Origin of the sequence: Fortiea contorta PCC 7126 (assembly GCF_000332295.1) — a bacterium.
Lineage (GTDB): Bacteria > Cyanobacteriota > Cyanobacteriia > Cyanobacteriales > Nostocaceae > Fortiea > Fortiea contorta.
This window is the reverse complement of record NZ_KB235930.1, coordinates 2,195,882-2,218,901: the sequence shown is the minus strand read 5'-3', so window position 1 is coordinate 2,218,901 and position 23,020 is coordinate 2,195,882. Positions and strand designations below refer to the sequence as shown.

Here is a 23,020-nt window from a genome sequence, read left to right as displayed (position 1 = left end):
CTGGAAAAACTTCATGACAGGGAACTCTTCTGGTCAAACCATTAGCCAAATTAGTGTAGAAGAATTAGCACAGCGTTTATCTACTAAGGATTCTAGTATTCAATTAGTGGATGTGCGCGAACCACAGGAATTGGCGATCGCTAGTCTTGAGGGCTTTGTCAATCTACCTTTGAGTGAGTTTGCTGAATGGGGCGATCAAGTCCCCACACTCTTCAATCCTCACGCTGAAACTCTTGTATTATGCCACCACGGCGTTCGCTCTGCTCAAATGTGTCAGTGGTTAGTCGCTCAGGGTTTTACAAATGTTAAAAATATTGCAGGCGGCATTGATGCCTACTCTTTATCAGTAGACAATACAGTTCCCCAGTATTAAACCATTACGTGGTCAGCTGGAAGCAGCAAAGTTCCAGCTGACTGTCCCAACTAGATAAAATCTTCTTCCCAGGCTACACAAGTCAGCAAAGGTAGACAGTTCCAAATTTTTTCCCACAACCAGACCAAAATCAAGAACAAAAATCAGTAATCGCTAATACAACTCTTCGCAGTTGTTTATGAAAAGATACAGCTATAAAGCAGCTAAGTTTTACCCTAGTCCCAGACCGTTACTGGCAGAGGTTAGTCTTTGAAAAACCAAGCTATTGTAAAGGTACAAAATTAGAAATTAAAATTTAATTAATATTATAGAATTGTATAGCCAGTTATTTTACTTAACTGGTTACTGTTAGCTTATTAGATATTTTTACCAAAAATTAATAGTTATTAACTTTTATTAAAATTTGCCTTCAGTACAACATCTCCTATGCAAGTCCAGTTGACAAATCGACAACAGCATATACTTTGGGCAACGGTGCGTCATTACATTGCAACAGCCGAACCTGTAGGTTCCAAAGCGCTGATTGAAGAGTATGACTTAGGCGTCAGTTCAGCCACAATTCGCAATGTGATGGGTGTGTTAGAAAAGTCTGGGTTACTTTATCAACCGCATACTTCCGCCGGACGCATACCCTCCGACTCAGGCTATCGCATCTATGTTGACCAGTTAATTACCCCGTCTGAGACTTTAGCCAGAGAAGTAGAATTAGCCCTGCAACAACGCCTCCACTGGGAAGATTGGAGTTTAGAAGCCATACTCCAAGGCGCAGCACAGATTTTAGCAAGCTTAAGTGGGTGCATTGGCTTGATTACCATGCCTCAAACCAGCACAGCAATGTTGCGACATTTGCAATTGGTGCAAATCGAAACGGGACGGATCATGCTGATTGTAGTTACAGAAGCCTATGAAACACACTCCAGGCTGATGGAATTGAAACCAGCATCCCCAGAAACGCAACCTGATCCAGAGGTAATTGATCGGGAATTGCAGATTGTTTCTAACTTTTTAAATAGCCACCTGCGAGGACGCAGCTTGTTGGAATTATCTAGCCTGGATTGGAGTCAATTAGATCAAGATTTTCAACGCTACGCTGAATTCTTGAAAAACTCAATCATGGAATTAACCCGTCGCACTTTTGCACCAGCAGCTACACAAATTATGGTGCGGGGTGTCGCAGAAGTTTTGCGCCAGCCAGAATTTTCTCAATTACAACAAGTACAAACCATTATCCACCTGTTGGAAGAAGAGCAAGACCAACTTTGGCGATTAATATTTGAAGCCACCGAAGCTGAGGAACTGAAGAAACCAAGAGTCACGGTACGCATCGGCGCAGAAAACCCCCTAGAGCCGATTCGGACTTGCACGTTGATATCTTCAACCTATCGCCGAGGAGCTGTTCCTTTGGGGAGCGTGGGAGTGCTAGGGCCAACACGCCTAGATTATGAAAGTGCGATCGCTGTTGTCGCTGCAGCATCTGAATATTTATCAGAAGCCTTCAGTTAATTATTTAAAATTATGGTGAGAAAAATTGCCTTCGGGTTACTGTGGCTAGGATTTACCATTTATGCTTTTGTTCTCGCTCCACCCGATCGCCCTGATACATTCGAGTTAATCAAAAACCTCTCTACTGGTCAATGGCAAGGTATTAACCCCATAGTCGTGGCACTATTTAACATCATGGGCATCTGGCCTGTAATCTACAGTGCAGTCATGTTTATCGATGGTAGAGGGCAAAAAATATCGGCTTGGCCTTTTACGACAGCCTCTTTTGCTGTTGGCGCTTTCGCCATTTTGCCATACTTAGCACTCAGAGAACCGAATCAACAGTTTGTGGGTAAAAAGAATATCCTACTCAAATTACTAGATTCCCGCGTTACTGGAGTTGCTTTAAGCATAGGTGCGGCGATTATAATTGCTTACGGCTTCCGAGGTGGAGACTGGGGAAATTTCGCACAACAGTGGCAAACTAGCCGTTTCATTCATGTGATGAGTTTAGATTTCTGCCTATTAAGTGGATTATTTCCCGCTTTATTAGGAGATGATATGGCGCGTCGTGGCTGGAATAATTCCCCATTGTTCTGGTTATTCGCTTTAATTCCACTGCTCGGCCCGTTAATTTACTTGTGCGTACGACCACAATTAGCAGAAACAGAGTAATTTTATAGCTTATATTTCAGCTTTCGTTTGACGCATCTCATAAATCTTTGGTAACTGCCACCAAGGAATGTGAGGATATTCGTGGTGTTCTTCATGATATCCGAAATGATAGCAAGTAATAAATGACCAAAGAACAGGACGCTTAGTGGTTTGAGCGCGATGAAGATTGACATAACCGCCACTTGGCTGTTTATGAGGTAAGAAGGTACCAAAATAAAACAGTTGTACTGAGCTTAAAAGTGAAGGAATTACCCAAAAATAATTAAGATTATCAGTAGGAATATGCAGTATGTATTTAGCGAAATTATAGATAAGAGTTAGAGAAATAATTTGTCGCCAACTCCAATAATTCTTCATGAAATAAGCATACCAAGCAAAGAAATTTTGGTGTTTACCATCATGAAAATCCGGATCTATTTCACTAGCTGGGTGGTGGTGATGCAACCAATGTTTTTTCAGCAATTTTTTATATGGTAAAAGTCCATAAAGGGATAAACATAATGAGCCAATAAAATGGTTAATTTTAGAGTTTTGCCTAAACACCACTCCATGCATAGCATCGTGGGCTGTAATAAATAATCCTGTGTATAAAAATGTCTGCCAAAGTATCATAGGCAATAAAAACAAAAATTTGATATTAGCAATATCGATTGCAAGTAAGAACACTAAACTAAAAGACCAGATACTAATGATGCTAATGGCAAGGAAAATTCCACCAAAGAGAGATTTCAATTTCACAATAGAGGTAATTTGTAACTGATCACTAAATGTTTTTTCTAATTCGATCACTCTTTTACTCCTCCTAAAATATAGGTAAAAATTATCAAAATATAGCCATAGAAAAGTACGCTAACTAGTAAGCAATAACTCTAGTAGCGAGGCCTTTTGTACTAACGAGTACAAAAGTTATGCAATATTTATAAATAAATATTAAGATACTTTACATAGTATTACACAAACAGTCACCTTTCCCAAAATAGATTTGATTAAAAGCAGCGGTGACGGCAGTAATTTTACAGATATCCAAGTATTAATTGAGAACATAGTCATGGCTAATATGCCTTGTAAATAACCAAAGCTTACAATTAATGCGCTTGACATACTTCTTGCAAAAGTCAGAGTTAAAAAATCACAAACTACAGATGCACACTGAGAAAAGTTTGAGTAAAGGCGGAGTTTTGCTCAACACTCCGCCAATAGAGAAAATTTCATACCACAAAATCTAACGATAGTCAGAAGGTTGTGTGAATATTGTCAGTCAAAGTAGGAAACAGTAAATCATCGTTGATTCAACTGAGAGTATGGCTCCAACAGCAATAATTACAGGTGCATCTCAAGGTATTGGGAAAGCAACGGCTCTTTTATTTGCTCAACAAGGATATGACTTGATACTTGTAGCCCGTCAAGCTAATAACTTAGAGGCTTTAGCCCAGCAGATACAAAGCTTAGGATTAAAAACACCACTGACTTTTGCTTGTGATGTCAAAGACCCGTCCCAAGTGCAAACCATGACACAAAAAGCTTGGGAACAATATAACTATATCGATCTGCTGATTAACAATGCAGGTATATTTGCATCAGGCCCTGTTGAGAATTTCTCTCTCAGCGATTGGCATGATGTCATAGACACGAACTTGTGGGGATATATCCACACGATTAATGCTATTTTGCCTCATTTTCTCCAAAGAGGAAGCGGCACCATCGTTAATGTTAGTTCCATTGGCGGTAAAGTCCCTACCCCTTACTTAGTCCCTTATTGTACTAGTAAGTTTGCTGTCACAGGTTTGACTGAAGCGCTACAGACTGAACTCAAGCCGAAAGGTATTCATGTCTGTGGAATTTATCCAAATTTGATTAAGAGTAGCTTCATGGAAAGGGCAGTTTTTCGTGGTAAAGATGAGGCGGATTTGCAAACCCGCCGCGAACAACTCAACACTATCCTGAAAAATCCTGTAGTCGAAAAGCCTGAAGATGTGGCAAATGCGATTTGGGATGCTGTCAAGAATCAAAAGTCAGAAGTAACTGTTTGTTCAGCAAATTTCTCTCAAGCCCTTTATCGTTTGTTTCCTGGTTTAACAAAGTGGTTGTCTCGCCAAGCACTGCAAAATCAGGACAAGTGAATAATTTTAGGGTGATGATTCGCACTCTCGTTTAGTCACGAAATGACGGTAGCGGAACATCGCTTCTAGTTGGGCTTGCACTAACCAACCGCTAAAAAATTCGACGCCATCTCCACCAGGTATGGAAAAGGAAATGTTGTCCGTTAAATTGGTTTTACCATTTTGTGACTCAAATTCATGTCTATGTACCCAAGATTCAAAAGGCCCGGATATTTGTTCATCGGTGAATAGGCGATATCGTTCGTATTGGGTATGACGCGCTAACCAAGTCAATGATAATGGGCCGAGAAACAGGCGGAATTCTGTAATTGCACCTGGTTCGAGTCCTCCCTCACGGCGGATTACTTGCACAGGTTGCCAAGGTGGAGTCAGCAGCTGTAGTATGTCTGGTCTTTCGTGAAATTTCCAAACTACTTCTGGCGGCGCGTTAATGATTGAGGAATGTTTAAAGTGCAGCATGGAAAAAACTATCAGAAAAACTTACCTTAGCCTGCGTATTCGGTATCAATTTCTATTTCTAGGGTCTCTTCATCGACCCGGACGTAGAGAACATTTGGGTGACAGCATACTTGACAATCTTCTACATAGGATTGCTGTCCTCCTGCACTTAAATCAATAAAAGTTAAGTTTGGTTCACCGCAATAGGCGCAGTAATATTCAGATGTGTTTTGCATCAAGTTTTAAGCTAAGAATTCAATGGCTGGAGTTGCTTCAGGGGAGAGTCGAAATGACTGGTAGCATCAGCTAAGTGCTTCAGTAGTGTAGACTGTGGTAGCGGCCCTTGCAAGTGGCTCCAAGGTAGTATTTGCTCTGTTGACCAGTTGGTGTGGACGTAAAAATCTAAGTCGGGAATTTGTGCTTTGAGTTGTTTGAAAGCCCGTTTATAGCTACCCAGAGAGTCGCCAAAGTCGCGGGTAAGTTCAAGCAAATGAGAGAGTCGGCGATCGCCTCTGGACAATAAAGCCTGTATAATAGACCAGTTATAGCTTTCGGGGCGAAACTCTATGCCCTGGGGTTTTAGCTGTTTTTGTAACATCTGCAACCGCTTTTCCGATTGGCGATTTACCCCAAACCACTGAAACGGCGTGTGTGCTTTGGGTACAAAAGTACTGCATCCTAGTGTTAATCGCAATCCTGGAACTGCTTTTTTTATACTACGCATCATTGCCACAGTTTGATCTAAATCTTCTGGTTCTTCACCGGGAATCCCCACCATCCCGTAGAGTTTCAAGCTTGACAAGCCGCCAGCTTTGGCGTTGATTGCTGCTTGGATGATTTCATCGTTGTTGAGTTTTTTGTTGACGATTTGCCTTAATTTTTCTGAGCCACTTTCTACAGCAATGGTAAGCGATCGCGTGTCTCGTTTTGCCAAAGTTTCTGCTAACTGCATTGTTACCGTATTGGTTCTGACTGAAGCAATACTTAAACGGACATCATCATACTTTGGTTGACTAATATAATCTAATAACGTGGTAAATTCTGGATGTTGAGTTACAGAAGCACCCAATAAACCCAGTCGTTTTGTAACTTGTAAACCTCTTTCAATAGCTGGAATTAATGAACCTTGTAAACTCGCGGTTCTAAAAGGTAAGGTGAGATAACTCGCCAAACAAAAGCGACACATTTCCGGACAGCTTCTCACCACCTCCACCATATAAATATTTTCCCAAGCAGCTTTGTCTGTGACTACCGTAGAAGCAGATAGAGTATTTCCTCGATAAGTTTGCTTTTGCACTATTGCCGGAATTTCTGAGTCAATCGGTTTAATAGATTTGACCTCACCATCTGTAGTGTGATATTCCACCTCATACAAACTAGGAACATAAATTCCTGGTACTTTTGCAAGTGTTTTAAGTTGAGTTTCTCTAGAAGCTTTCCTGACTTCTTGATAACAATTAATAAAATCTCCCAGCAAATTTTCTCCGTCACCTAAAAGAATCACATCAAAAAAATCAGCGAAAGGTTCAGGATTAGCAGTGAGAACAGGGCCGCCACCAAAAATTATCGGATGATGATCATGACGAGCAGTGGATCTAATAGGAATTTCCAAAAATTCCAGCAAATTTAAAATATTCACATAATCCAATTCCCAAGAAATTGAAAATCCGACAATTTCCGGTCTTCTTGGTAGTTGTTCATGAATATCAGTAAATAAGCGGCTCACCTGCACATCATCACGCATTGCTAAAGTCGCCCATACCACCTGATAGCCAAGGCTCGTAATACCCACGCTGTACTCATTCGGAAAGGCAAAAATCACTGGTATGGCGTCGGTGTTGGGGGTAGTGGGGGTAAATAAGAGGCGTTCAGAGCCGAAGAGAGAGGATGTCACAGGTGTTTGTTTGAGACAAGGTTATCTATATTTAATTTTAAGCCATAGGATTATCAAGTTAAAAACTAATGTCACGCCATTTGCCAGAATAATCGGTAAAGATTGTAGAAAAATTCCATAAATTAACCACAAAAAAATCCCAATTATAAATGTAATCAGCGTGACGAGAGAAACATCTTTTGCTGATTTCCTTCGCCAAGTTTTAATCATTTGTGGCAAAAAAGAAATTGTGGTGATTGTGGCAGCAGTTAATCCGAGAATTGTTATAAAATCCATTATTAGATTATTTTTTGATTAGTCCATTAACTTTTTCTTGATTAAGTGAATAATTTTACACCTAATTTGCACTGTTTTTCCAAGAAAAAACTGAATCTATTAATAAGTGATATACCTATTTTTTAGATTAATTATAAACAATAAATTATTTTGTTTCAAGTTTCCGCATTGAATCACAAATATTTGATGACTACTAGGAAACATACCCATCTTCAACTTAAAGTTGAATGTTCATAATTTTGACTTCTGATTAATTGGAAGCTTGGGTCAATTATCTGTTCAATTAAAAAAGGACATTCAACAGGAAAAGTTTCTATAGATTTTTGTGTTTCTTTAACTGCGTCTCGACAAGCGCGGCGGTAATATTTTTGTATCCACACTGGATCTTCAAGAAAACGTTGCAAACTAGGAGTATCTTCTAGACAATCTTGAATTTTATCTCGACAGTTGGAGATGGTATTATCCCAGTTTTTGGTTTTGCGTTCAGGTTGATACTGGTATTTGAGCAAATGCATTAATAGCACCTGTCAGTAGCTACCGAGTTCTTTCTGTTCGCTGCGCCCCAAAGCTTCTAGTTCTTCTACTAAGTTTTGGATGTCTAAATCAGCCCAATATCCTTTCTTTAAGTACTCGGCTTGTTGTTGTGTCCAAAACAGAAAGTCTCGGTTGTAGCTCGTTGCCTTACTCATCAACGATCGCCCTTCTTTTGAATGCAACGCTGTACTAGATATCCTACAACACCCGACATTGCCCATGATGGCGTAACAAATGGTCGCACAGCACCAAAGCTATCATCGCCTCTACCATCGGCACAGCGCGGGGTAATACACAAGGATCATGGCGTCCTTTGGCAGCTAATACTGTTTCTTCGCCTTCACGAGTCACAGTTTTCTGCTCTTTTCTAATGGTAGCTGTGGGTTTAAATGCAACTCGTAAAATGATATTTTCACCGTTAGAAATTCCTCCTTGAATCCCACCAGAACGGTTGGTTACGGTGCGGATTTCTCCATTTTCATCTAGATAAAATTCGTCGTTATGTTCAATTCCTGTTAGCAAAGTCCCCGCAAAACCAGAGCCAATTTCAAACCCTTTACTAGCTGGGAGAGACATCACAGCTTTGGCAATATCTGCTTCTAATTTATCAAATACTGGCTCCCCTAAACCTTTAGGTACGTTTCGTGCTACGCATTCCACTACACCACCGATAGAATCACCTTTTCTACCAGTTTGTTCTATTAATTCAATCATGCGATCGCTGATTTCTGCATCAGGACAGCGGACAATGTTGCTTTCCACCTGTTCTAAGGTGACAGTGTTGGGGTCAACTAATCCTTCTAATTCTTTGATCCGCTTGACATAGCCGATGATTTCAACATTGGCGATTTGACGAAGAATTTTTTTAGCGATCGCACCAGCTGCAACTCTCCCAATTGTCTCACGTGCCGATGACCTGCCCCCACCTTGCCAGTTACGAATACCATATTTGGCATCATAGGTCGCGTCAGCGTGGGAAGGGCGATACTTTTGTGCCATCTCATCATAATCTTGGGGGCGAGTGTCTTGGTTTCGTACCAAAATTGCTATGGGCGTACCCAAAGTTTTACCCTCGAATATTCCAGATAATATCTCACAAGTATCTGCTTCTTTACGAGGCGTCGTAATTTTACTTTGTCCTGGGCGTCGTCTGTCTAACTCGTACTGTATTTCTTGTTGAGAAATTTCTAGTTGTGGAGGACAGCCATCAATGACAACTCCCACACCACCCCCGTGAGACTCGCCAAAAGTAGTAACGCGAAATAGATGCCCAAAAGTGTTACCCATGATCTTGAGGAAAAGTATTAGGCTTATGTATTCTACCTGAACTCCAATGATTAAAGATATAGCAAGCAACAGGAGCGGCGCGCAGAGATTTTGAATTTCATATTCAAATTCAGTAGCGCCAAAAAAGCGCCCCTCGGAAACCGGGGGGCGCTTTTTATTCAGCTAAAACTGAGTGGAGAATTAACCGTTGATAGCAGGAGCGCTGATAGCAACAGGCGCTACATCACCAGCAGCCAAGTCTAGAGGGAAGTTGTGAGCGTTGCGCTCGTGCATTACTTCCATACCCAAGTTAGCGCGGTTGATCACGTCAGCCCAGGTACTGATGACACGACCTTGTGAGTCGATGACTGATTGGTTGAAGTTGAATCCGTTCAAGTTGAACGCCATTGTGCTGACGCCCAATGCTGTGAACCAAATACCAACTACTGGCCATGCTGCTAGCAAGAAGTGCAGTGAACGGCTGTTGTTGAATGAAGCGTATTGGAATATCAAACGACCGAAGTAGCCGTGGGCTGCAACGATGTTGTAGGTTTCTTCTTCTTGTCCGAACTTGTAACCGTAGTTCAATGATTCGGTTTCGGTGGTTTCACGAACTAAGGAAGATGTTACCAAACTTCCGTGCATTGCCGAGAACAATGAACCGCCGAATACACCTGCTACTCCCAACATGTGGAAGGGGTGCATCAAGATGTTGTGCTCTGCTTGGAACACGATCATGAAGTTGAATGTGCCGGAGATACCCAAAGGCATACCGTCAGAGAATGATCCTTGACCAATTGGGTAGATCAAGAATACTGCTGCTGCTGACGCCAAAGGTGCTGAGTATGCTACGCAGATCCAAGGACGCATTCCTAAGCGGTAGGATAATTCCCACTGACGGCCTAGGTAGCAAGCACATCCGATCAAGAAGTGGAATACTACCAATTGGTAAGGACCACCGTTGTACAACCACTCATCTAAGGATGCTGCTTCCCATATTGGATAGAAGTGCAAGCCGATGGCGTTGGAGGAAGGCACTACTGCGCCGGAGATGATGTTGTTTCCGTAGATCAATGAACCTGCTACTGGTTCACGAATACCATCGATGTCTACTGGGGGTGCAGCGATGAAGGCGATGGTGAAGCATACTGTGGCAGCTAGCAAGGTGGGGATCATGAGTACGCCGAACCAACCTACATAAATGCGGTTTTCGGTGCTGGTGATCCACTCGCAAAACTTGCCCCATACGTTAGCGCTTGAGCGCTGTTGTAAGGTTGTTGTCATTGTTTTATGAGTGCTTGATGTTATTATAATGCGGTGAGCAAATTTGCTTACCTGTACTCAACATTATAGGCATTATTTCAATTTGTAAAGGGGTTGGCGAAAAAAAAATCATATTTTCGCTAAATAGCCACTGAGCAAAGGGTTGAGCAATCAAGTCAAGACCTGAGCACAAGGACATTTGGGGACGTTGCGGAAAATGCGATCGCCGGGTATTGAGATTTTGTGGATTAAAAACATTGTCTGATTAGCCACTATCAGAAAATGTTAATGAATGTATACAAAGTTTGGATGAGTCAATAGCCGTTTCAATCTAATATGCGTCAGCTATTGCTCTAAAAAATAAAGACCGTGAAAACTTAGTAGAGTTCACGGCTTTTTGATGTGGTGTGAGGAGACTTAACTGATACCATCATATACTTACAACCTTGCGAGTGTAACAAAAGATTATTTTTTGGCAGATGTAATTAAAATAGGCTCTATAGCAGAGTGCCGCCGCAACTAGAACCACACCCAGCAGTGCAACCATAGCAGTAAGCAGCGGTTTGTATTTCTGTAATTAAGTCTAAATTACCCGATGCAAGCAGTTGATTAATTGTCAAAACCTCACCATGACAATTTCTTGCAGGTAGATTCATCATTTGATTGAAGTCACAATCGTAGATATTGCCCAAATAGTCAACTGAGAGTTGATCAAGGCACATTAAATGTTCGACTGTATCGCTGTTAAAGTTTGCTTCTAAAAAATGCAAATATTTAGTGTATGTTTTTTTCTTTTCTAAATGCATTTTAGTTCTGCCAACTGGCAGGTTAATAATGGTGAATAGATGATTGAAGACGATATTAAAATGCTCTTTCAAGAACATTTTATAGTCCCTTTCTAGGCTGGTTTGTTCGGGAGATAAAGAAAATTTTTCCGTTGTGGGTAATTGCGGATTAAATACTAAATCCAAGACTAAATCTGGGTTTTGCCCATAACCGAGTTGATTAAGCCACTGCAAAGCTTTGACGGAATCATTAAAAACACCAGAGCCACGCATTCTATCAACATTATCGGCTAGATAGCAGGGAAGAGAAGCGACAATTCTCACTTGATTTTCCGCCAAAAAATCTGGTAGATCACCAAATCCGTCGGCAAAATAAATGGTCAAATTAGACCTGACAATTACTTGTTTACCTGTTGTTTTGGCGGCTGCTACTAATGGCTTAAATCCATAATTAATTTCTGGTGCACCGCCTGTTAAATCTACAATTTTAATTTGGGGAAATTTATGAATTAACTCAATCAATTGTTGACAAATTTCTGAGGAAAGTTCTTCTGTCCGTTTTGGGCTAGCTTCGACATGACAGTGTGTGCAAGCGAGGTTACAGCGTTTGCCCAGATTAATTTGTAGAACAGTGATAGGCTTTTTAATTAAAGGGTCGCTGAGTTTGTGTTTGAACGGCGTTACTTGAATATCAACTTGATTAAGTGGTGTAGTCATTTACTTCTTAGTGAGTAAGAATGCAGCATTTATTTTAACAGCAACCACCGCCATCATAATTCCAGGTTGAATCAGTAATGATAATTTCATTTGGCATCGAAGCTGCAAGTTTGGCAGCAGTTTTGTCACAGACTGCAGCAGGAATACCAGGCTGTAATATGTGTCCAGCACGATCATCAAAAAACGTTTCTGTACCAGCATAAATTGCTGTTTTTCCAGTAAAAACACAAGCGCCATCTTCAGGAATCGCTACTTTAAAAGAAACAGAATCAAGGCTTTCTAGCAGTAAATTTGTATCGAGGTTGTATGTTGCAGTATCTAATAGACGATAGGGGCGGCGAGCACGAATTTCAACTTGACCAAAGCCAGCATTAATGATTAGTTGAATATATTCTTCGTAGGTGAGAGCGCCTGATAAACACATGGCGCGTAGTCTCTCATCTTGTTGTAAATGTGGTGGAATCGAACGAGTAGCAATAGGATCACTCATCTGCAAGCGTCCACCTAATTTTAAGGCACGAAATGCTTCTTTTAAAGCGCGGGTTAAATCTTCTGGTTCAAAGATGTTGAAGAGGCAATTTTGAGCAACGACATCCACGGAAGCATCGGCAATGGGTAAGCTAAAAGCATCACCCTCGCAGATTTTCACAAAACTGGTATCAAACCAGGAATTTTCTTGAGCCGCAATTTCTAAGTTACGTGTAGCGGCTTCTCGCATAGCTGCGACTGGTTCAATAGCAATGACTGCACCTGGACGGCGAGAAAAATAAGCGAATTGTAAAGCTTCTAAACCACCACCAACGCCAACATACAAAACGGTGGGTTGGTTGGCTAATTCGGCGGGATGAACTGTAGTACCGCAACCATAGTTCATTTCTTGCATTGGTAGAGGAATTTTTAGCCCTGGTAGTTGCAGGAGTGTGCTTTGCACGCAACATAGCCCTATTTGGGGTGTTTGTGCTACGTCGTGGTAGAATTGCGCCGCTGTCTCTAAGTAAGTCATAAATAACTAGTTGAAAGTTGAAAAACAGTTGATTTTGTGTATGTTAGTACGGTGAAATATCGACTAAATGAGTTTTTGCTGAGAGCGCAATCCACCCAAACTCGACAACGCAATTGGCAAATTTGAGTGGACAGCGCTAGTCTTAGTTTAATCCCGTAGAACGTAGCCGACACCGCGTACAGTTTGCAGTAGGCGCTTTTCTTTGTTGGCTTCGAGCTTGAGACGCAAATAGCGAATGTATACTTCAATAATGTTGGAATCGCCCATGAAGTCGTAACCCCAGACTTCTTCTAAAATGCGATCGCGTGTAATTACCTGTCGTGGATGGGCGAGTAAGTAATCGAGTAGATCAAATTCTTTAGCAGTTAACTCAATTAACCGCTGACCCCGAAATACTTCCCGTGTGCGCCGATTTAAACTCAAGTCTTCAAATTCTAAAATGTCTGCGGCGTCTGCTTCCTGGTTTCTTCGTAAGTGAGCGCGGACTCTAGCTAATAGTTCTTCGACGCTGAAGGGTTTAACTACATAATCATCAGCGCCAGCATCTAAGCCCGCGACGCGATCGCTCACTTCATCTTTGGCGGTTAATAAAATTATGGGCACTTTGTCACCAGTACTTCGCAGGCGACGGCAAATTTCCAATCCTGATAAACCAGGCAACATCCAATCTAAAATTACTAAATCTGGGTGTAACTCCCGCGCTGCGGTGAGTGCAGTTAAGCCGTCGTAGGCGATGCTAACTTGATAACCTTCGTAATTCAGTTCCAATTCTACGAATCGTGCCAGTTTGACTTCATCTTCAACCAGTAAGATGTGCGTCATAGATAATTTTGGTGATTTCAGCCGGATATGGTAAGCAGATACACAGACGGGGAAAAGTTTAGAGAGGTTCTCGCTACTACATAGCCAGACATCTAATTAGTTCTACGTTAGCTTAGTATAGACCAAGGTACGTAACAACCGTAAGTCTGCGGCTGCTGATGCCTGTTGCATCACTATCCTACTTAATTTCAGCAATAAACTGTGACATCTTCACCGCATTGATCAGCAAGAAAACAGAGTGCTCTAAACCGCAGACTCACTACTTGTTCGTAGAGAGGATTTAACTTACACATCGGTGGAATATGAAACAGTTTGCGACCAAATAATTGAATGTCGCGCTCAAATGGACATTGAGCGGGGATGGCTTTGCACAAGAAATGAGCTAGTTTGCGGTTATGAATTTCTATTCCTTCTAACCATTCGCGGACTGGATGGAGTAGGTTGTTGTGTAACCGGATTGGCATTAAGGTTGTCATGATTGTGCTCCTGTAACTAGGCTTGTTTGATTCAAATCCCTATGAATATATACATTTGGGTGCTGTGATTTTATGCACTGATGAGTTCTGTTTTGCTTTGGCTATGGGGATTTTTGGTATTTTGTGGAACACACATAACTACACATGCAATTTCTTGGCTTCCGGATTGTCTACCTGAGCGCTATGGTGGAGATGAATTTCGTCTCTCGGCAAATTGCCCAAAAATTAAGTTAGTTTCTGACTCCACATAGCCCGGATCTTTCAGGATATTGATGATTAATTTACCTGATAAAGATAAGATACTGTGGTTGAGTCAGTAATTGGTAATGCGGTTAAAATTTCCACAATTTTTGGTTGCTCTTTTGATTGTTGGTGCTTTGATGTTGGGGGGATGTTCAACACCGAAGGATACTTCGTCAGCTTCGTCTCCAACCTCGACAGCTACTTCCACAGCAACTCAGACGAGTAGCACGACAACCACTGAAGCAACAACTGTGTCAGAAACTACTAGTGAGAGTATTCCTGGAATGAAAGATTTACCACGGCTTGAAGGTAAGGCTACTGTGGTAGTCACGGTTAAAGGCTCGCCGATTACTATTGAAGTAGACGGCACTAATGCCCCAATTACAGCCGGTAATTTCGTAGATTTAGTCCAAAAAGGCGTTTATGATGGGTTAGTTTTCCATCGAGTTGTGCGGGAACCCCAACCCTTTGTGGTTCAGGGGGGCGATCCACAAGGTAAAGATCCAAAATTCCCCGCCAATAGACTAGGAACAGGCGGTTACATTGATTCAAAAACAGGGAATGAGCGCACTATACCCTTAGAAATTAAACCAACAGGTGCAAAAGAACCAGTTTATGGTAAGACAATTACAGAAACACCTGTTTTGACGCATAAACTTGGCGCGGTGGCTATGGCGCGATCGCAACAACCAAACTCAGCATCTTCCCAATTTTATTTTGCCTTAGCCGATCTAGGCTTTTTAGATGGTAACTATGCGGTATTTGGGAAAGTTACTCAAGGCTTCGATGTGGTCAACAAGATTCAACAAGGCGATCGCATTGATTCTGCTAAAGTTACCCAAGGTGCAGAAAACTTGAAAGTTCCGGGTTAATAAGAAGATGGGGTGATGGGATGATGGTGAGTCTAGCACTGTGGGCGGGTTCCCCGCAGTCAAGCGACCGACAAACTTGAAGGGAGATATATCCTCATTAATTCCCTAGCCCCTAACCCCTAACTTCTCATCCCCATCTGAAATTGGTAAAAATTTTTGTCACTGGCATCGGTTTAGTTTCCTGTTTAGGGGACAATTTAGAGGATAGTTGGCAACGACTGCTGGCGGGTAAATCAGGAATTCAATTACATCAACCGTTTCCAGAACTCCCACCACTTCCTTTAGGTTTGATTGCTCAACGACCAACCGAGTTAACAAGTCTGACTCATTTGGTTGTTGCTGCTGCGTTAAAAGATGCTGGTTTAGTCTCACCTTTACCTGATTGCGCTGTAGTTTTGGGATCGAGTCGCTCTCATCAAGCATCCTGGGAAATCTTCGCAAGACAAATGTATGGGAGCGATTTTCCTTTCTATCGGGAGGAGATGAGGCTAGAAAATTGGTTAGATACCTTACCGCATATGAATGCGATCGCCGCTGCGAGACAAATCGGGGCGACAGGAATCGTTTTAGCGCCAATGGCGGCTTGTGCTACAGGAATCTGGGCGATCGCCCAAGCGGTGATGCTGATGCAAACTGGACAATGTGAGCGAGTCCTTGTTGGCGCTGTGGAAGCACCAATCACACCATTGACTTTGACAGGGTTTCAGCAGATGGGCGCTTTGGCGAAAACTGGCGCCTATCCCTTTGATGCGCGTCGGGAAGGTTTAGTTTTGGGTGAAGGTGCGGCTGTGTTTGTCCTAGAATCAGCAGAGTTAGCAACCAAGCGTCAAGCAAAAGTTTACGGTGAAATTCTCGGTTTTGGCTTGACAAATGATGCTTATCATGGTAATGCTTTAGAGCCAGGAGGTAAAAGTGCGATCGCTGCCATCAAACAATGTTTAGAACGTAGCCACCTACAACCTGCTGATATTGATTACATTCATGCACACGGCACCGCCACACAATTAAATGACCGTATAGAAAGCATGATTATTCAGTATTTGTTTCCCGAAAAAGTCCCAGTTAGTTCAACCAAAGGAGCCACCGGTCACACCATAGGCGCATCAGGAGCCTTGGGTGTAGCTTTTGCACTCATGGCCTTGCAGCATCAGATATTACCACCATGTGTAGGCTGCCAGCAACCAGAATTTGATTTAGATTTAGCGATCGCTCCACGGCGAACCCAAGTTAAGCGGGTGCTGTGCTTCAGCTTCGGCTTTGGTGGACAGAATACAGTCATGGCTTTGGGAAATGGGACATTAAATCGAGCGTGAGCCACTTCTGCCGCCTTCATCAAATAATATAGATATCATAAGGAAGTAGATAAAACTTAAAAAATATTTATCGAATGCTAATTGACTCCTCTGGATTGTCCAAAGTAAAAGACTCAATAAAAACCAAAATTTTCTTAGGACATGAACCAAATGCCGAGCTAATTGCCATTCTTAGCGTCTACTTCGTGCAAGGAATTCTAGGTTTAGCGCGCCTTGCTGTCAGCTTTTTCCTCAAAGATGAACTGCATCTTAGCCCGACACAAGTAGCTGCGCTGTTGGGATTAGTTATCCTCCCGTGGGTGATCAAGCCAGTGTATGGCTTCATCTCCGATGGCGTGCCGATATTTGGCTATCGCAGGCGTCCATATTTAGTGATATCGGGTATTTTGGGAACTATTGCTTGGTCAAGTTTGGCAACCATAGTTCATAGTAGCTGGGGAGCAGGTGTAGCGATCGCTCTGAGTGGTTTCTCTGTCGCCGTCAGTGACGTCATAGTTGACTCACTGGTTGTAGAAAGGGCCAGAGATGAATCACAAGCAGATGCAGGTTCCTTACAATCCTTATGCTGGGGTGCTTCTGCCGTTGGCGGGTTAATCACAGCTTACTTTGGTGGTTTGCTATTAGAGCATTTCACCACCCGTACAGTACTGTTGATTACCGCCTCATTTCCCCTTTTAGTATCAGCAGCCGCTTGGTTAATTGCCGAATCCCCAATAAATCGCGATAGCCAAGACACAAATCACGATAGATTATCTACAATTAAGCATCAAGTCGGACAGCTACGCCAAGCATTCACTCAAAAATCCATCTGGCTACCCACAGCATTTATTTTCATTTGGCAAGCAACGCCGCAATCAGAATCGCCCTTCTTTTTCTTCATTACAAACGAACTGCATTTTCAACCAGAATTTTTAGGGCGAGTGAACTTAGTTACAAGTATTGCTTCCATATTCGGAGTTTGGATTTTTCAGCGTTTTCTCAAAAGCGTTCCTTTCCGCGCCATCTTTGGTTGGAGTACAGTGCTGTCAGCAACTTTAGGAATGACAAGTCTGCTTTTGGTGACTCACGCTAACCGTGCCTTGGGTATAGATGATCAATGGTTTAGTTTGGGTGATAGTCTCATTCTCACTGTGATGGGAAAAATTGCTTTCATGCCAGTCTTAGTGTTAGCAGTGAAACTTTGTCCCCCAGGAGTAGAAGCGACATTTTTTGCTTTCTTGATGTCAATATTTAACCTAGCAGGCATAGTGTCTCATCAATCAGGAGCCGTCATCACTTATTGGTTAGGGATTACGGAAAATAACTTTGATTTACTTTGGTTATTAGTGACAATTAATAACCTCACTACACTATTACCATTACCATTTCTCCACTGGCTACCAGATAGCGAAACATCTGCATTAGTTCAGAATGAAGAACAAATATTGTTACCTGATTTGATTCCCGAAATTGACACTAGCAGACCCCAAGTTAGTAGCAATTAACCAGACCCAAATTTTCCCAGCTAACCATTTTTGGTGCGAGATTATCACAAAATCTACAATTTATGCAAAGTTATCAGATTCCCGAAATCACGGCTACACAAAAATCCTACAGTCGCGCTGACTGGCAAAGAGGATATGAATCTCTACCCCAAGAATTTGATTATTCAATTGATGATATCGAGGGGAAAATTCCTGCTGAACTCCGAGGTACACTATTCAGAAACGGCCCCGGTTTATTAGATATTAATGGACAACGTATTCATCATCCCTTTGATGGTGATGGCATGATTAGCAAAATTACCTTTGCTGATGGTCGTGCTCATTTTCGTAACCGTTTTGTCCGCACTAGTGGTTATATCGAAGAACAAAAAGCCGGAAAAATTTTGTATCGGGGAGTATTTGGTACACAAAAACCCGGTGGTTGGTTAGCTAATATTTTTGATTTCAAACTCAAAAATATTGCCAATACTAACGTTATTTATTGGGGTAATAAACTCTTGGCATTGTGGGAAGCTACAGAACCACATCGCCTTGATCCTGTAACATTAGAAACCCTAGGAAAAGAATATTTCAATGGCGTGTTATCAGTAGGTGAAGCTTTTAGTGCCCATCCTCGTTTAGACCCCAGTTGTCACCAAGATGACGGCTCGCCTTGTTTAGTCAACTTCTCAATTAAGCCGGGAATTTCCACCACAATTACAATTTTTGAACTAAACCCAGCGGGTGAAATTGTGAGGAAACATGCTCATAGTGTTCCAGGCTTCTGTTTTATTCACGATTTTGTTATTACACCCAACTACTGCATATTTTTTCAAAATCCTGTGATTTTCAATCCCATACCTTTCGCTTTGGGACTGCGGAGCGCAGGAGAATGTATCAAATTTCAACCAAAGCAACCAACGCGCATTATAGTTATTCCTCGGAGTTCCCAAACTGAGAAAACACCAGTTCAAATTTTAGAAACGCAGTCAGGTTTTGTCTTTCACCATGCAAATGCTTTTGAGAAAAATGGTGACATTTTTATTGATTCAATTTGCTATGAATCTTTACCAGAAGTAGCACCAGAAAGCGATTTTCGACAAGTTGATTTTGAAGCGATCGCACCGGGTCAACTTTGGCGCTTTCATCTCCATCTGCAAAACCAAACAGTGACGCGGGAGTTAATTGAAAGTCGCTGTTGTGAATTCCCCAGCATCCATCCAGAAAACGTCGGGCGTCCCTATCGTTATGCATATATCGGCGCAGCTCACGCAGAAAGCGGTAATGCTCCCTTACAAGCAATTCTCAAAATTGATTTAGAGTCTGGGGAAAGACAGCTTTGGAGTGGAGCACCCCGTGGTTTCGTTGGCGAACCAGTTTTCGTTCCTCGTCCCGACGCCAAACAAGAAGATGACGGATGGGTGCTAGCTTTGGTTTATGATGCAGCCCATCACCGCACAGATGTGGCGATTTTAGACGCCAGTGACTTTACCAAAGGTGCAATTGCAAGGTTGCATCTCAAACATCATATTCCTTACGGTTTACATGGTAGTTTCACTACTCAACTGTTTACCCCCACTTGATTTGGATATCTTCACTTTCTTGGAAAGCTAAAACGTAGAGACGTTGCACTACAACGTCTCTAGAAGGCGTGAAAGCCCAAAGCCTCGTCAGTTTTTTCAGGGATTCACTACGTCCGTTTTTGTTACCAAAACACTTATTGTAGTTTTGATACCACCTCTAGTTGCAGATTAAGTGGTTTCAAAATTGCCTTGATTGCAGTTCACAACATCTATTTTGACTTAACTCAAATTCTGCTAGCTCTTGCTCTATTTGTAATTGCTCGGTCAAAATTTGACTGGTCAGTTCTACACCTTTAAGATAAGTATAGTAAGCTGCTACTGGTATTGTTAAAATATCACTCCAAGCTTCTTCTCGTTGGTGAAAGAGAAAGATTTCCGAACTTTTAAAAACTTCATTTGTGCCTAAACTTAACCCCAATTGCTCCAGATAATTAGTTTCTGACTGCTGATTGACTAAACCATGAAAATAATCTCCTAAACTTAGTAAGTTGTCATAAATATCACGAGATAACCTCTTACCAATTGGCTGCAATAAATTATCCACAAGCATCGGTTGTATGTGCCAGGTTTCAGCTAATAAATCTTGTGCTGAACCAGAAATATCTGCCGACATAAGTACATCAACATTGGAAATGAAATTGGTTTCCACAGACAATACCATTACAGAAACAATCTCTGCTTCTGGTTCAGTGACAATCATGACATAGCGGGGTGGAGTTTTTCCTTGTAAAAAGCTTTGAGCCTCGCTGGAGTAGAGTTGATGTTCCTCATTTGGATAAAATTTCCCATAATATCGTATCTTACGGCTTAATTCCCAGATTTCCCCAGGTTGCGGTGATGGTAAAGGTTTTCCCATATTAGCAGATTTGGATTTTTCATATTTTTTACGCATAGTTTGACATTGCCTAAGATAGCACGATCGTTAATTGTATTAACAAGTGAGCAGATTATTCTATGCCAACAAGTAATAATTTTATGAAATAGTTAATAAAAGCCTTACCATATAGCTTTTGAACGTTTACGAGTATGTTTGAGTTGAGTATTTTGTTGTGCTTGTTTAACAGCTTCAGGTTCCAGTAGCCCTAATTCCATCGCAACACGTCCGACTAATTCCTTCCAACGCTTGGAAACTTCCCCTTGACTAATTCCCAATGCAGATGCTTGTTGGGTTTGGGTTTTACCTGCAACCATTAGTTGCCATAATTGCAGATAACCGCGATCGCCATAACGCGAATCTAGATCAATAATGGCTTGTTTTGCCCTGATCATTAAATCTGCACGGGTGACATTATCCCACAAGTCAGATTCATCAGGAATTGTTTCTACCCAAGATAAATCCGTGCCAACAATCGTTGCATCTAGGCTGTGATGATAACGCAAACATTCTTTTTTGACAAAGTTAATAATTTCATATCGTGCTACCACCGTAGCCCAACGCTGAAACTCTGCAACTCCCCCGTGATGAAACTTCCCAATTTTCACAGCTTCATAAACTTTCATCATGGCAGTTTGTGCTGCATCCTCGCTAGATACCGCACTTCCTCTGGTATACTTGCGAGCAATCTTGCTAATTAGCTCACGATGCTCGGCATCAATTAGTAGAGTTGTAAGTGATTTGGCTACTGGTTCTGACTGCATAAGTATATTATCTCAACCCCCACGTTATGTAATCAAAATGTATTACTTATAATACATGGTGTTTTTCAGGTTAAAAACACTTGCTATATAGATGTGAGTATGGGATTTTATGCAGTCATATGGGAATGAATGGGGATAAAAGTTTTATTAGTCAGGCTTTGATGCCTTTTTTCATTTCAGATAAAAATTTTTGAGCAAATTTCGGAATATTTTGCTTGTCTCATCTGTTGTTAAAACTGAGAGCGAAAAGAAGTAGCTCTAATAACTTCAAAATCATTAAACGTGAGGAAAAAGCAATGCCTAACTACTGGTATGGAACTCCCGGCTCGGACTATAAAGTTGGTCAAGATCCTCAAAACATCATTTTTATTAGCATTAATGATGGCATAGATATTTTCTACGGCTACGAAGGGGATGATACCCTGTTTGGACGTAATGGTGATGACTTCCTTTATGGAGGCGATGATGATGATCTACTTTTTGGAGAAGGAGACAACGACTATTTAGATGGGGGTAATGGAAACGATACTCTTAATGGTGGTTCAGGACAAGATCATATGAGGGGAGGTGCAGACAACGACACTTATTATGTTGACAATAGTGGTGATTTGGTCGTTGAATTTGCCGAACAAGGAATTGATGATACAGTCTATTCTTCGATTACCTATACCTTACCTGCTCATGTGGAAAATTTATTGCTACGTGGGACAGCGCGAATTAATGGAACTGGCAATGAGTTGGCAAATAACATTAGCGGAAACTCAGCTACCAACTTTCTTTTTGGACTCGATGGAAATGATTGGCTATTTGGAGGAGGAGATAACGATTACCTAGATGGGGGTAATGGACACGATATTCTTGATGGTGGTTCAGGACAAGATGAAATGAGGGGGGGTGCAGGCTACGACACTTATTTTGTTGACAATAGTGGTGATTTGGTCGTTGAATTTGCTAGACCAGAACTTGATACAGTCTATTCTTCGATTACCTATACCTTACCTGCTCATGTGGAAAAATTACTCCTAACTGGGACAGCGCGACTAAATGGAACTGGCAATGAGTTGGCGAATGAGATTAGCGGAAACTCAGCTAACAATTTTATTTATGGTCGTGCTGGAGACGATGGATTATTCGGAGCGGGTGGAGATGATGTTCTCTTTGGCGAACAAGGTAGAGATGGTCTTGAGGGAGGTTCTGGTCAAGATACTCTCTTTGGGGGTCAAGACGATGACTACCTTATTGGAGGCGACGGTGATGATAGATTGTATGGCGGCAATTTCACACTCGCTCCTGACTCAGATACGGGCGACGATTTTTTAGATGGTGGTAACGGAAATGATTCTCTCCTGGGTGGTCAAGGTAATGATGTCCTCATCGGAGGCAACGGCAATGACAGCTTGACAGGAGGGACGGGGGAAGATCAGTTTAGGTTTCGTCCTTTCACTGATTTCCGAGCTTCAGAACTAGGAATAGATACTATTACTGATTTTAGCCGGAGCGAAGGAGATAAGATTGGCCTAGCCAAAGGAACCTTTACTGCCTTAAGAAGTGTTTCGGGTATAGGCTTTAGCGTATCGGGTGAATTTGCACATGTCACCAGCGATGCTGCTGCTGCACTGAGCGGCGCCTTTATCGTTTACAATTCCTCTAACGGTAAACTTTTTTACAATCCCAACGGTAGTGGCTCTGGGTTTGCAACAGCACTTGATGCAGGTGGACATTTTGCAACCCTGACAGGCAACCCTTCTCTGATTGCTTCTGATTTCTCCCTCATCGCTTAGGGG

Annotated in this window: 22 protein-coding genes and 1 pseudogene; 9 read left to right on the top strand and 14 right to left on the bottom strand. The window is 41.9% G+C overall.

Going from position 1 to position 23,020, the window contains the following annotated elements; all coding sequences use genetic code 11:
- Positions 1 to 13 precede the first annotated feature (13 nt).
- The 3 genes from MIC7126_RS0110335 to MIC7126_RS0110325 all read left to right on the top strand — a co-directional run bounded on the left by MIC7126_RS0110335 (position 14) and on the right by MIC7126_RS0110325 (position 2,530).
- The gene (locus tag MIC7126_RS0110335; protein ID WP_017653069.1) at positions 14 to 373 is read left to right on the top strand and encodes a rhodanese-like domain-containing protein; all 360 of its coding nucleotides are present in this window, start codon (positions 14 to 16) and stop codon (positions 371 to 373) included.
- 426 nt (positions 374 to 799) lie between these two features.
- Positions 800 to 1,876, top strand: a complete 1,077-nt coding sequence (gene hrcA, locus MIC7126_RS0110330; RefSeq protein ID WP_017653068.1) for a heat-inducible transcriptional repressor HrcA — start codon at positions 800 to 802, stop codon at positions 1,874 to 1,876.
- 12 nt (positions 1,877 to 1,888) lie between these two features.
- A complete protein-coding gene (locus MIC7126_RS0110325) occupies positions 1,889 to 2,530 on the top strand; it encodes a hypothetical protein (protein ID WP_017653067.1) in 642 nt (213 codons plus the stop codon).
- A 9-nt stretch (positions 2,531 to 2,539) separates the two neighbouring features.
- On the opposite strand, the gene crtW is transcribed toward MIC7126_RS0110325, so the two are convergent.
- Positions 2,540 to 3,319: a beta-carotene ketolase CrtW gene (gene crtW / locus MIC7126_RS0110320; RefSeq protein ID WP_017653066.1), complete on the bottom strand. Its 780-nt coding sequence runs from the start codon at positions 3,317 to 3,319 to the stop codon at positions 2,540 to 2,542.
- A 512-nt stretch (positions 3,320 to 3,831) separates the two neighbouring features.
- On the opposite strand from crtW, the gene MIC7126_RS0110315 reads away from it, so the two are divergent.
- Positions 3,832 to 4,650, top strand: coding sequence for an SDR family NAD(P)-dependent oxidoreductase (locus MIC7126_RS0110315; RefSeq protein ID WP_017653065.1), 819 nt, complete (start codon positions 3,832 to 3,834; stop codon positions 4,648 to 4,650).
- A gap of 6 nt (positions 4,651 to 4,656) precedes the next feature.
- On the opposite strand, the gene MIC7126_RS0110310 is transcribed toward MIC7126_RS0110315, so the two are convergent.
- From MIC7126_RS0110310 to MIC7126_RS0110260, 11 genes and pseudogenes are all read right to left on the bottom strand, one after another.
- A complete protein-coding gene (locus tag MIC7126_RS0110310; RefSeq protein WP_017653064.1) occupies positions 4,657 to 5,109 on the bottom strand; it encodes an SRPBCC family protein in 453 nt (150 codons plus the stop codon).
- A 26-nt stretch (positions 5,110 to 5,135) separates the two neighbouring features.
- Positions 5,136 to 5,324: a CPXCG motif-containing cysteine-rich protein gene (locus MIC7126_RS0110305; protein WP_017653063.1), complete on the bottom strand. Its 189-nt coding sequence runs from the start codon at positions 5,322 to 5,324 to the stop codon at positions 5,136 to 5,138.
- Positions 5,325 to 5,335: 11 nt separating this feature from the next.
- Positions 5,336 to 6,982 carry a B12-binding domain-containing radical SAM protein gene (locus tag MIC7126_RS0110300; protein WP_017653062.1) on the bottom strand — a complete coding sequence of 549 codons (1,647 nt, stop codon included), beginning with the start codon at positions 6,980 to 6,982 and terminating at the stop codon, positions 5,336 to 5,338.
- Positions 6,983 to 7,003: 21 nt separating this feature from the next.
- Positions 7,004 to 7,258, bottom strand: coding sequence for a SemiSWEET transporter (locus MIC7126_RS0110295; RefSeq protein ID WP_017653061.1), 255 nt, complete (start codon positions 7,256 to 7,258; stop codon positions 7,004 to 7,006).
- A gap of 212 nt (positions 7,259 to 7,470) precedes the next feature.
- Positions 7,471 to 7,947: pseudogene (locus tag MIC7126_RS27390) on the bottom strand (DUF29 domain-containing protein).
- Positions 7,948 to 7,990: 43 nt separating this feature from the next.
- Entirely contained in the window at positions 7,991 to 9,079 is a 1,089-nt protein-coding gene (gene aroC, locus MIC7126_RS0110285; RefSeq protein WP_017653058.1) for a chorismate synthase, read from the bottom strand.
- 180 nt (positions 9,080 to 9,259) lie between these two features.
- Complete coding sequence (gene psbA / locus MIC7126_RS0110280; RefSeq protein ID WP_017653057.1) at positions 9,260 to 10,342, bottom strand: photosystem II q(b) protein; 1,083 nt, start codon at positions 10,340 to 10,342, stop codon at positions 9,260 to 9,262.
- A 476-nt stretch (positions 10,343 to 10,818) separates the two neighbouring features.
- Entirely contained in the window at positions 10,819 to 11,823 is a 1,005-nt protein-coding gene (gene arsS / locus MIC7126_RS0110275; protein ID WP_017653056.1) for an arsenosugar biosynthesis radical SAM (seleno)protein ArsS, read from the bottom strand.
- A gap of 34 nt (positions 11,824 to 11,857) precedes the next feature.
- On the bottom strand, positions 11,858 to 12,826 hold the full coding sequence (gene arsM / locus MIC7126_RS0110270) for an arsenosugar biosynthesis arsenite methyltransferase ArsM (protein ID WP_017653055.1): 969 nt from the start codon (positions 12,824 to 12,826) through the stop codon (positions 11,858 to 11,860).
- 147 nt (positions 12,827 to 12,973) lie between these two features.
- Positions 12,974 to 13,648: a response regulator transcription factor gene (locus MIC7126_RS0110265; RefSeq protein ID WP_017653054.1), complete on the bottom strand. Its 675-nt coding sequence runs from the start codon at positions 13,646 to 13,648 to the stop codon at positions 12,974 to 12,976.
- Positions 13,649 to 13,836: 188 nt separating this feature from the next.
- Positions 13,837 to 14,124 (bottom strand): Mo-dependent nitrogenase C-terminal domain-containing protein, encoded by a 288-nt coding sequence (locus MIC7126_RS0110260; RefSeq protein WP_017653053.1) that lies wholly within the window; start codon positions 14,122 to 14,124, stop codon positions 13,837 to 13,839.
- Between the two features lie 326 nt (positions 14,125 to 14,450).
- Between MIC7126_RS0110260 and MIC7126_RS0110255 the strand changes: the two genes are divergently transcribed.
- The 4 genes from MIC7126_RS0110255 to MIC7126_RS0110240 all read left to right on the top strand — a co-directional run bounded on the left by MIC7126_RS0110255 (position 14,451) and on the right by MIC7126_RS0110240 (position 19,598).
- Entirely contained in the window at positions 14,451 to 15,239 is a 789-nt protein-coding gene (locus MIC7126_RS0110255) for a peptidylprolyl isomerase (protein ID WP_017653052.1), read from the top strand.
- Positions 15,240 to 15,382: 143 nt separating this feature from the next.
- A complete protein-coding gene (locus MIC7126_RS0110250) occupies positions 15,383 to 16,552 on the top strand; it encodes a beta-ketoacyl-ACP synthase (RefSeq protein ID WP_017653051.1) in 1,170 nt (389 codons plus the stop codon).
- A 74-nt stretch (positions 16,553 to 16,626) separates the two neighbouring features.
- The gene (locus MIC7126_RS0110245) at positions 16,627 to 18,036 is read left to right on the top strand and encodes a folate/biopterin family MFS transporter (RefSeq protein ID WP_017653050.1); all 1,410 of its coding nucleotides are present in this window, start codon (positions 16,627 to 16,629) and stop codon (positions 18,034 to 18,036) included.
- Positions 18,037 to 18,098: 62 nt separating this feature from the next.
- Entirely contained in the window at positions 18,099 to 19,598 is a 1,500-nt protein-coding gene (locus MIC7126_RS0110240) for a carotenoid oxygenase family protein (protein ID WP_017653049.1), read from the top strand.
- Positions 19,599 to 19,776: 178 nt separating this feature from the next.
- On the opposite strand, the gene MIC7126_RS0110235 is transcribed toward MIC7126_RS0110240, so the two are convergent.
- Together MIC7126_RS0110235 and MIC7126_RS0110230 are read right to left on the bottom strand one after the other, a co-directional pair.
- Positions 19,777 to 20,490 carry a hypothetical protein gene (locus tag MIC7126_RS0110235; protein WP_017653048.1) on the bottom strand — a complete coding sequence of 238 codons (714 nt, stop codon included), beginning with the start codon at positions 20,488 to 20,490 and terminating at the stop codon, positions 19,777 to 19,779.
- 104 nt (positions 20,491 to 20,594) lie between these two features.
- Entirely contained in the window at positions 20,595 to 21,236 is a 642-nt protein-coding gene (locus tag MIC7126_RS0110230; protein ID WP_017653047.1) for a sigma-70 family RNA polymerase sigma factor, read from the bottom strand.
- A 296-nt stretch (positions 21,237 to 21,532) separates the two neighbouring features.
- On the opposite strand from MIC7126_RS0110230, the gene MIC7126_RS32245 reads away from it, so the two are divergent.
- Positions 21,533 to 23,017: a calcium-binding protein gene (locus tag MIC7126_RS32245; protein WP_017653046.1), complete on the top strand. Its 1,485-nt coding sequence runs from the start codon at positions 21,533 to 21,535 to the stop codon at positions 23,015 to 23,017.
- Positions 23,018 to 23,020 lie beyond the last annotated feature (3 nt).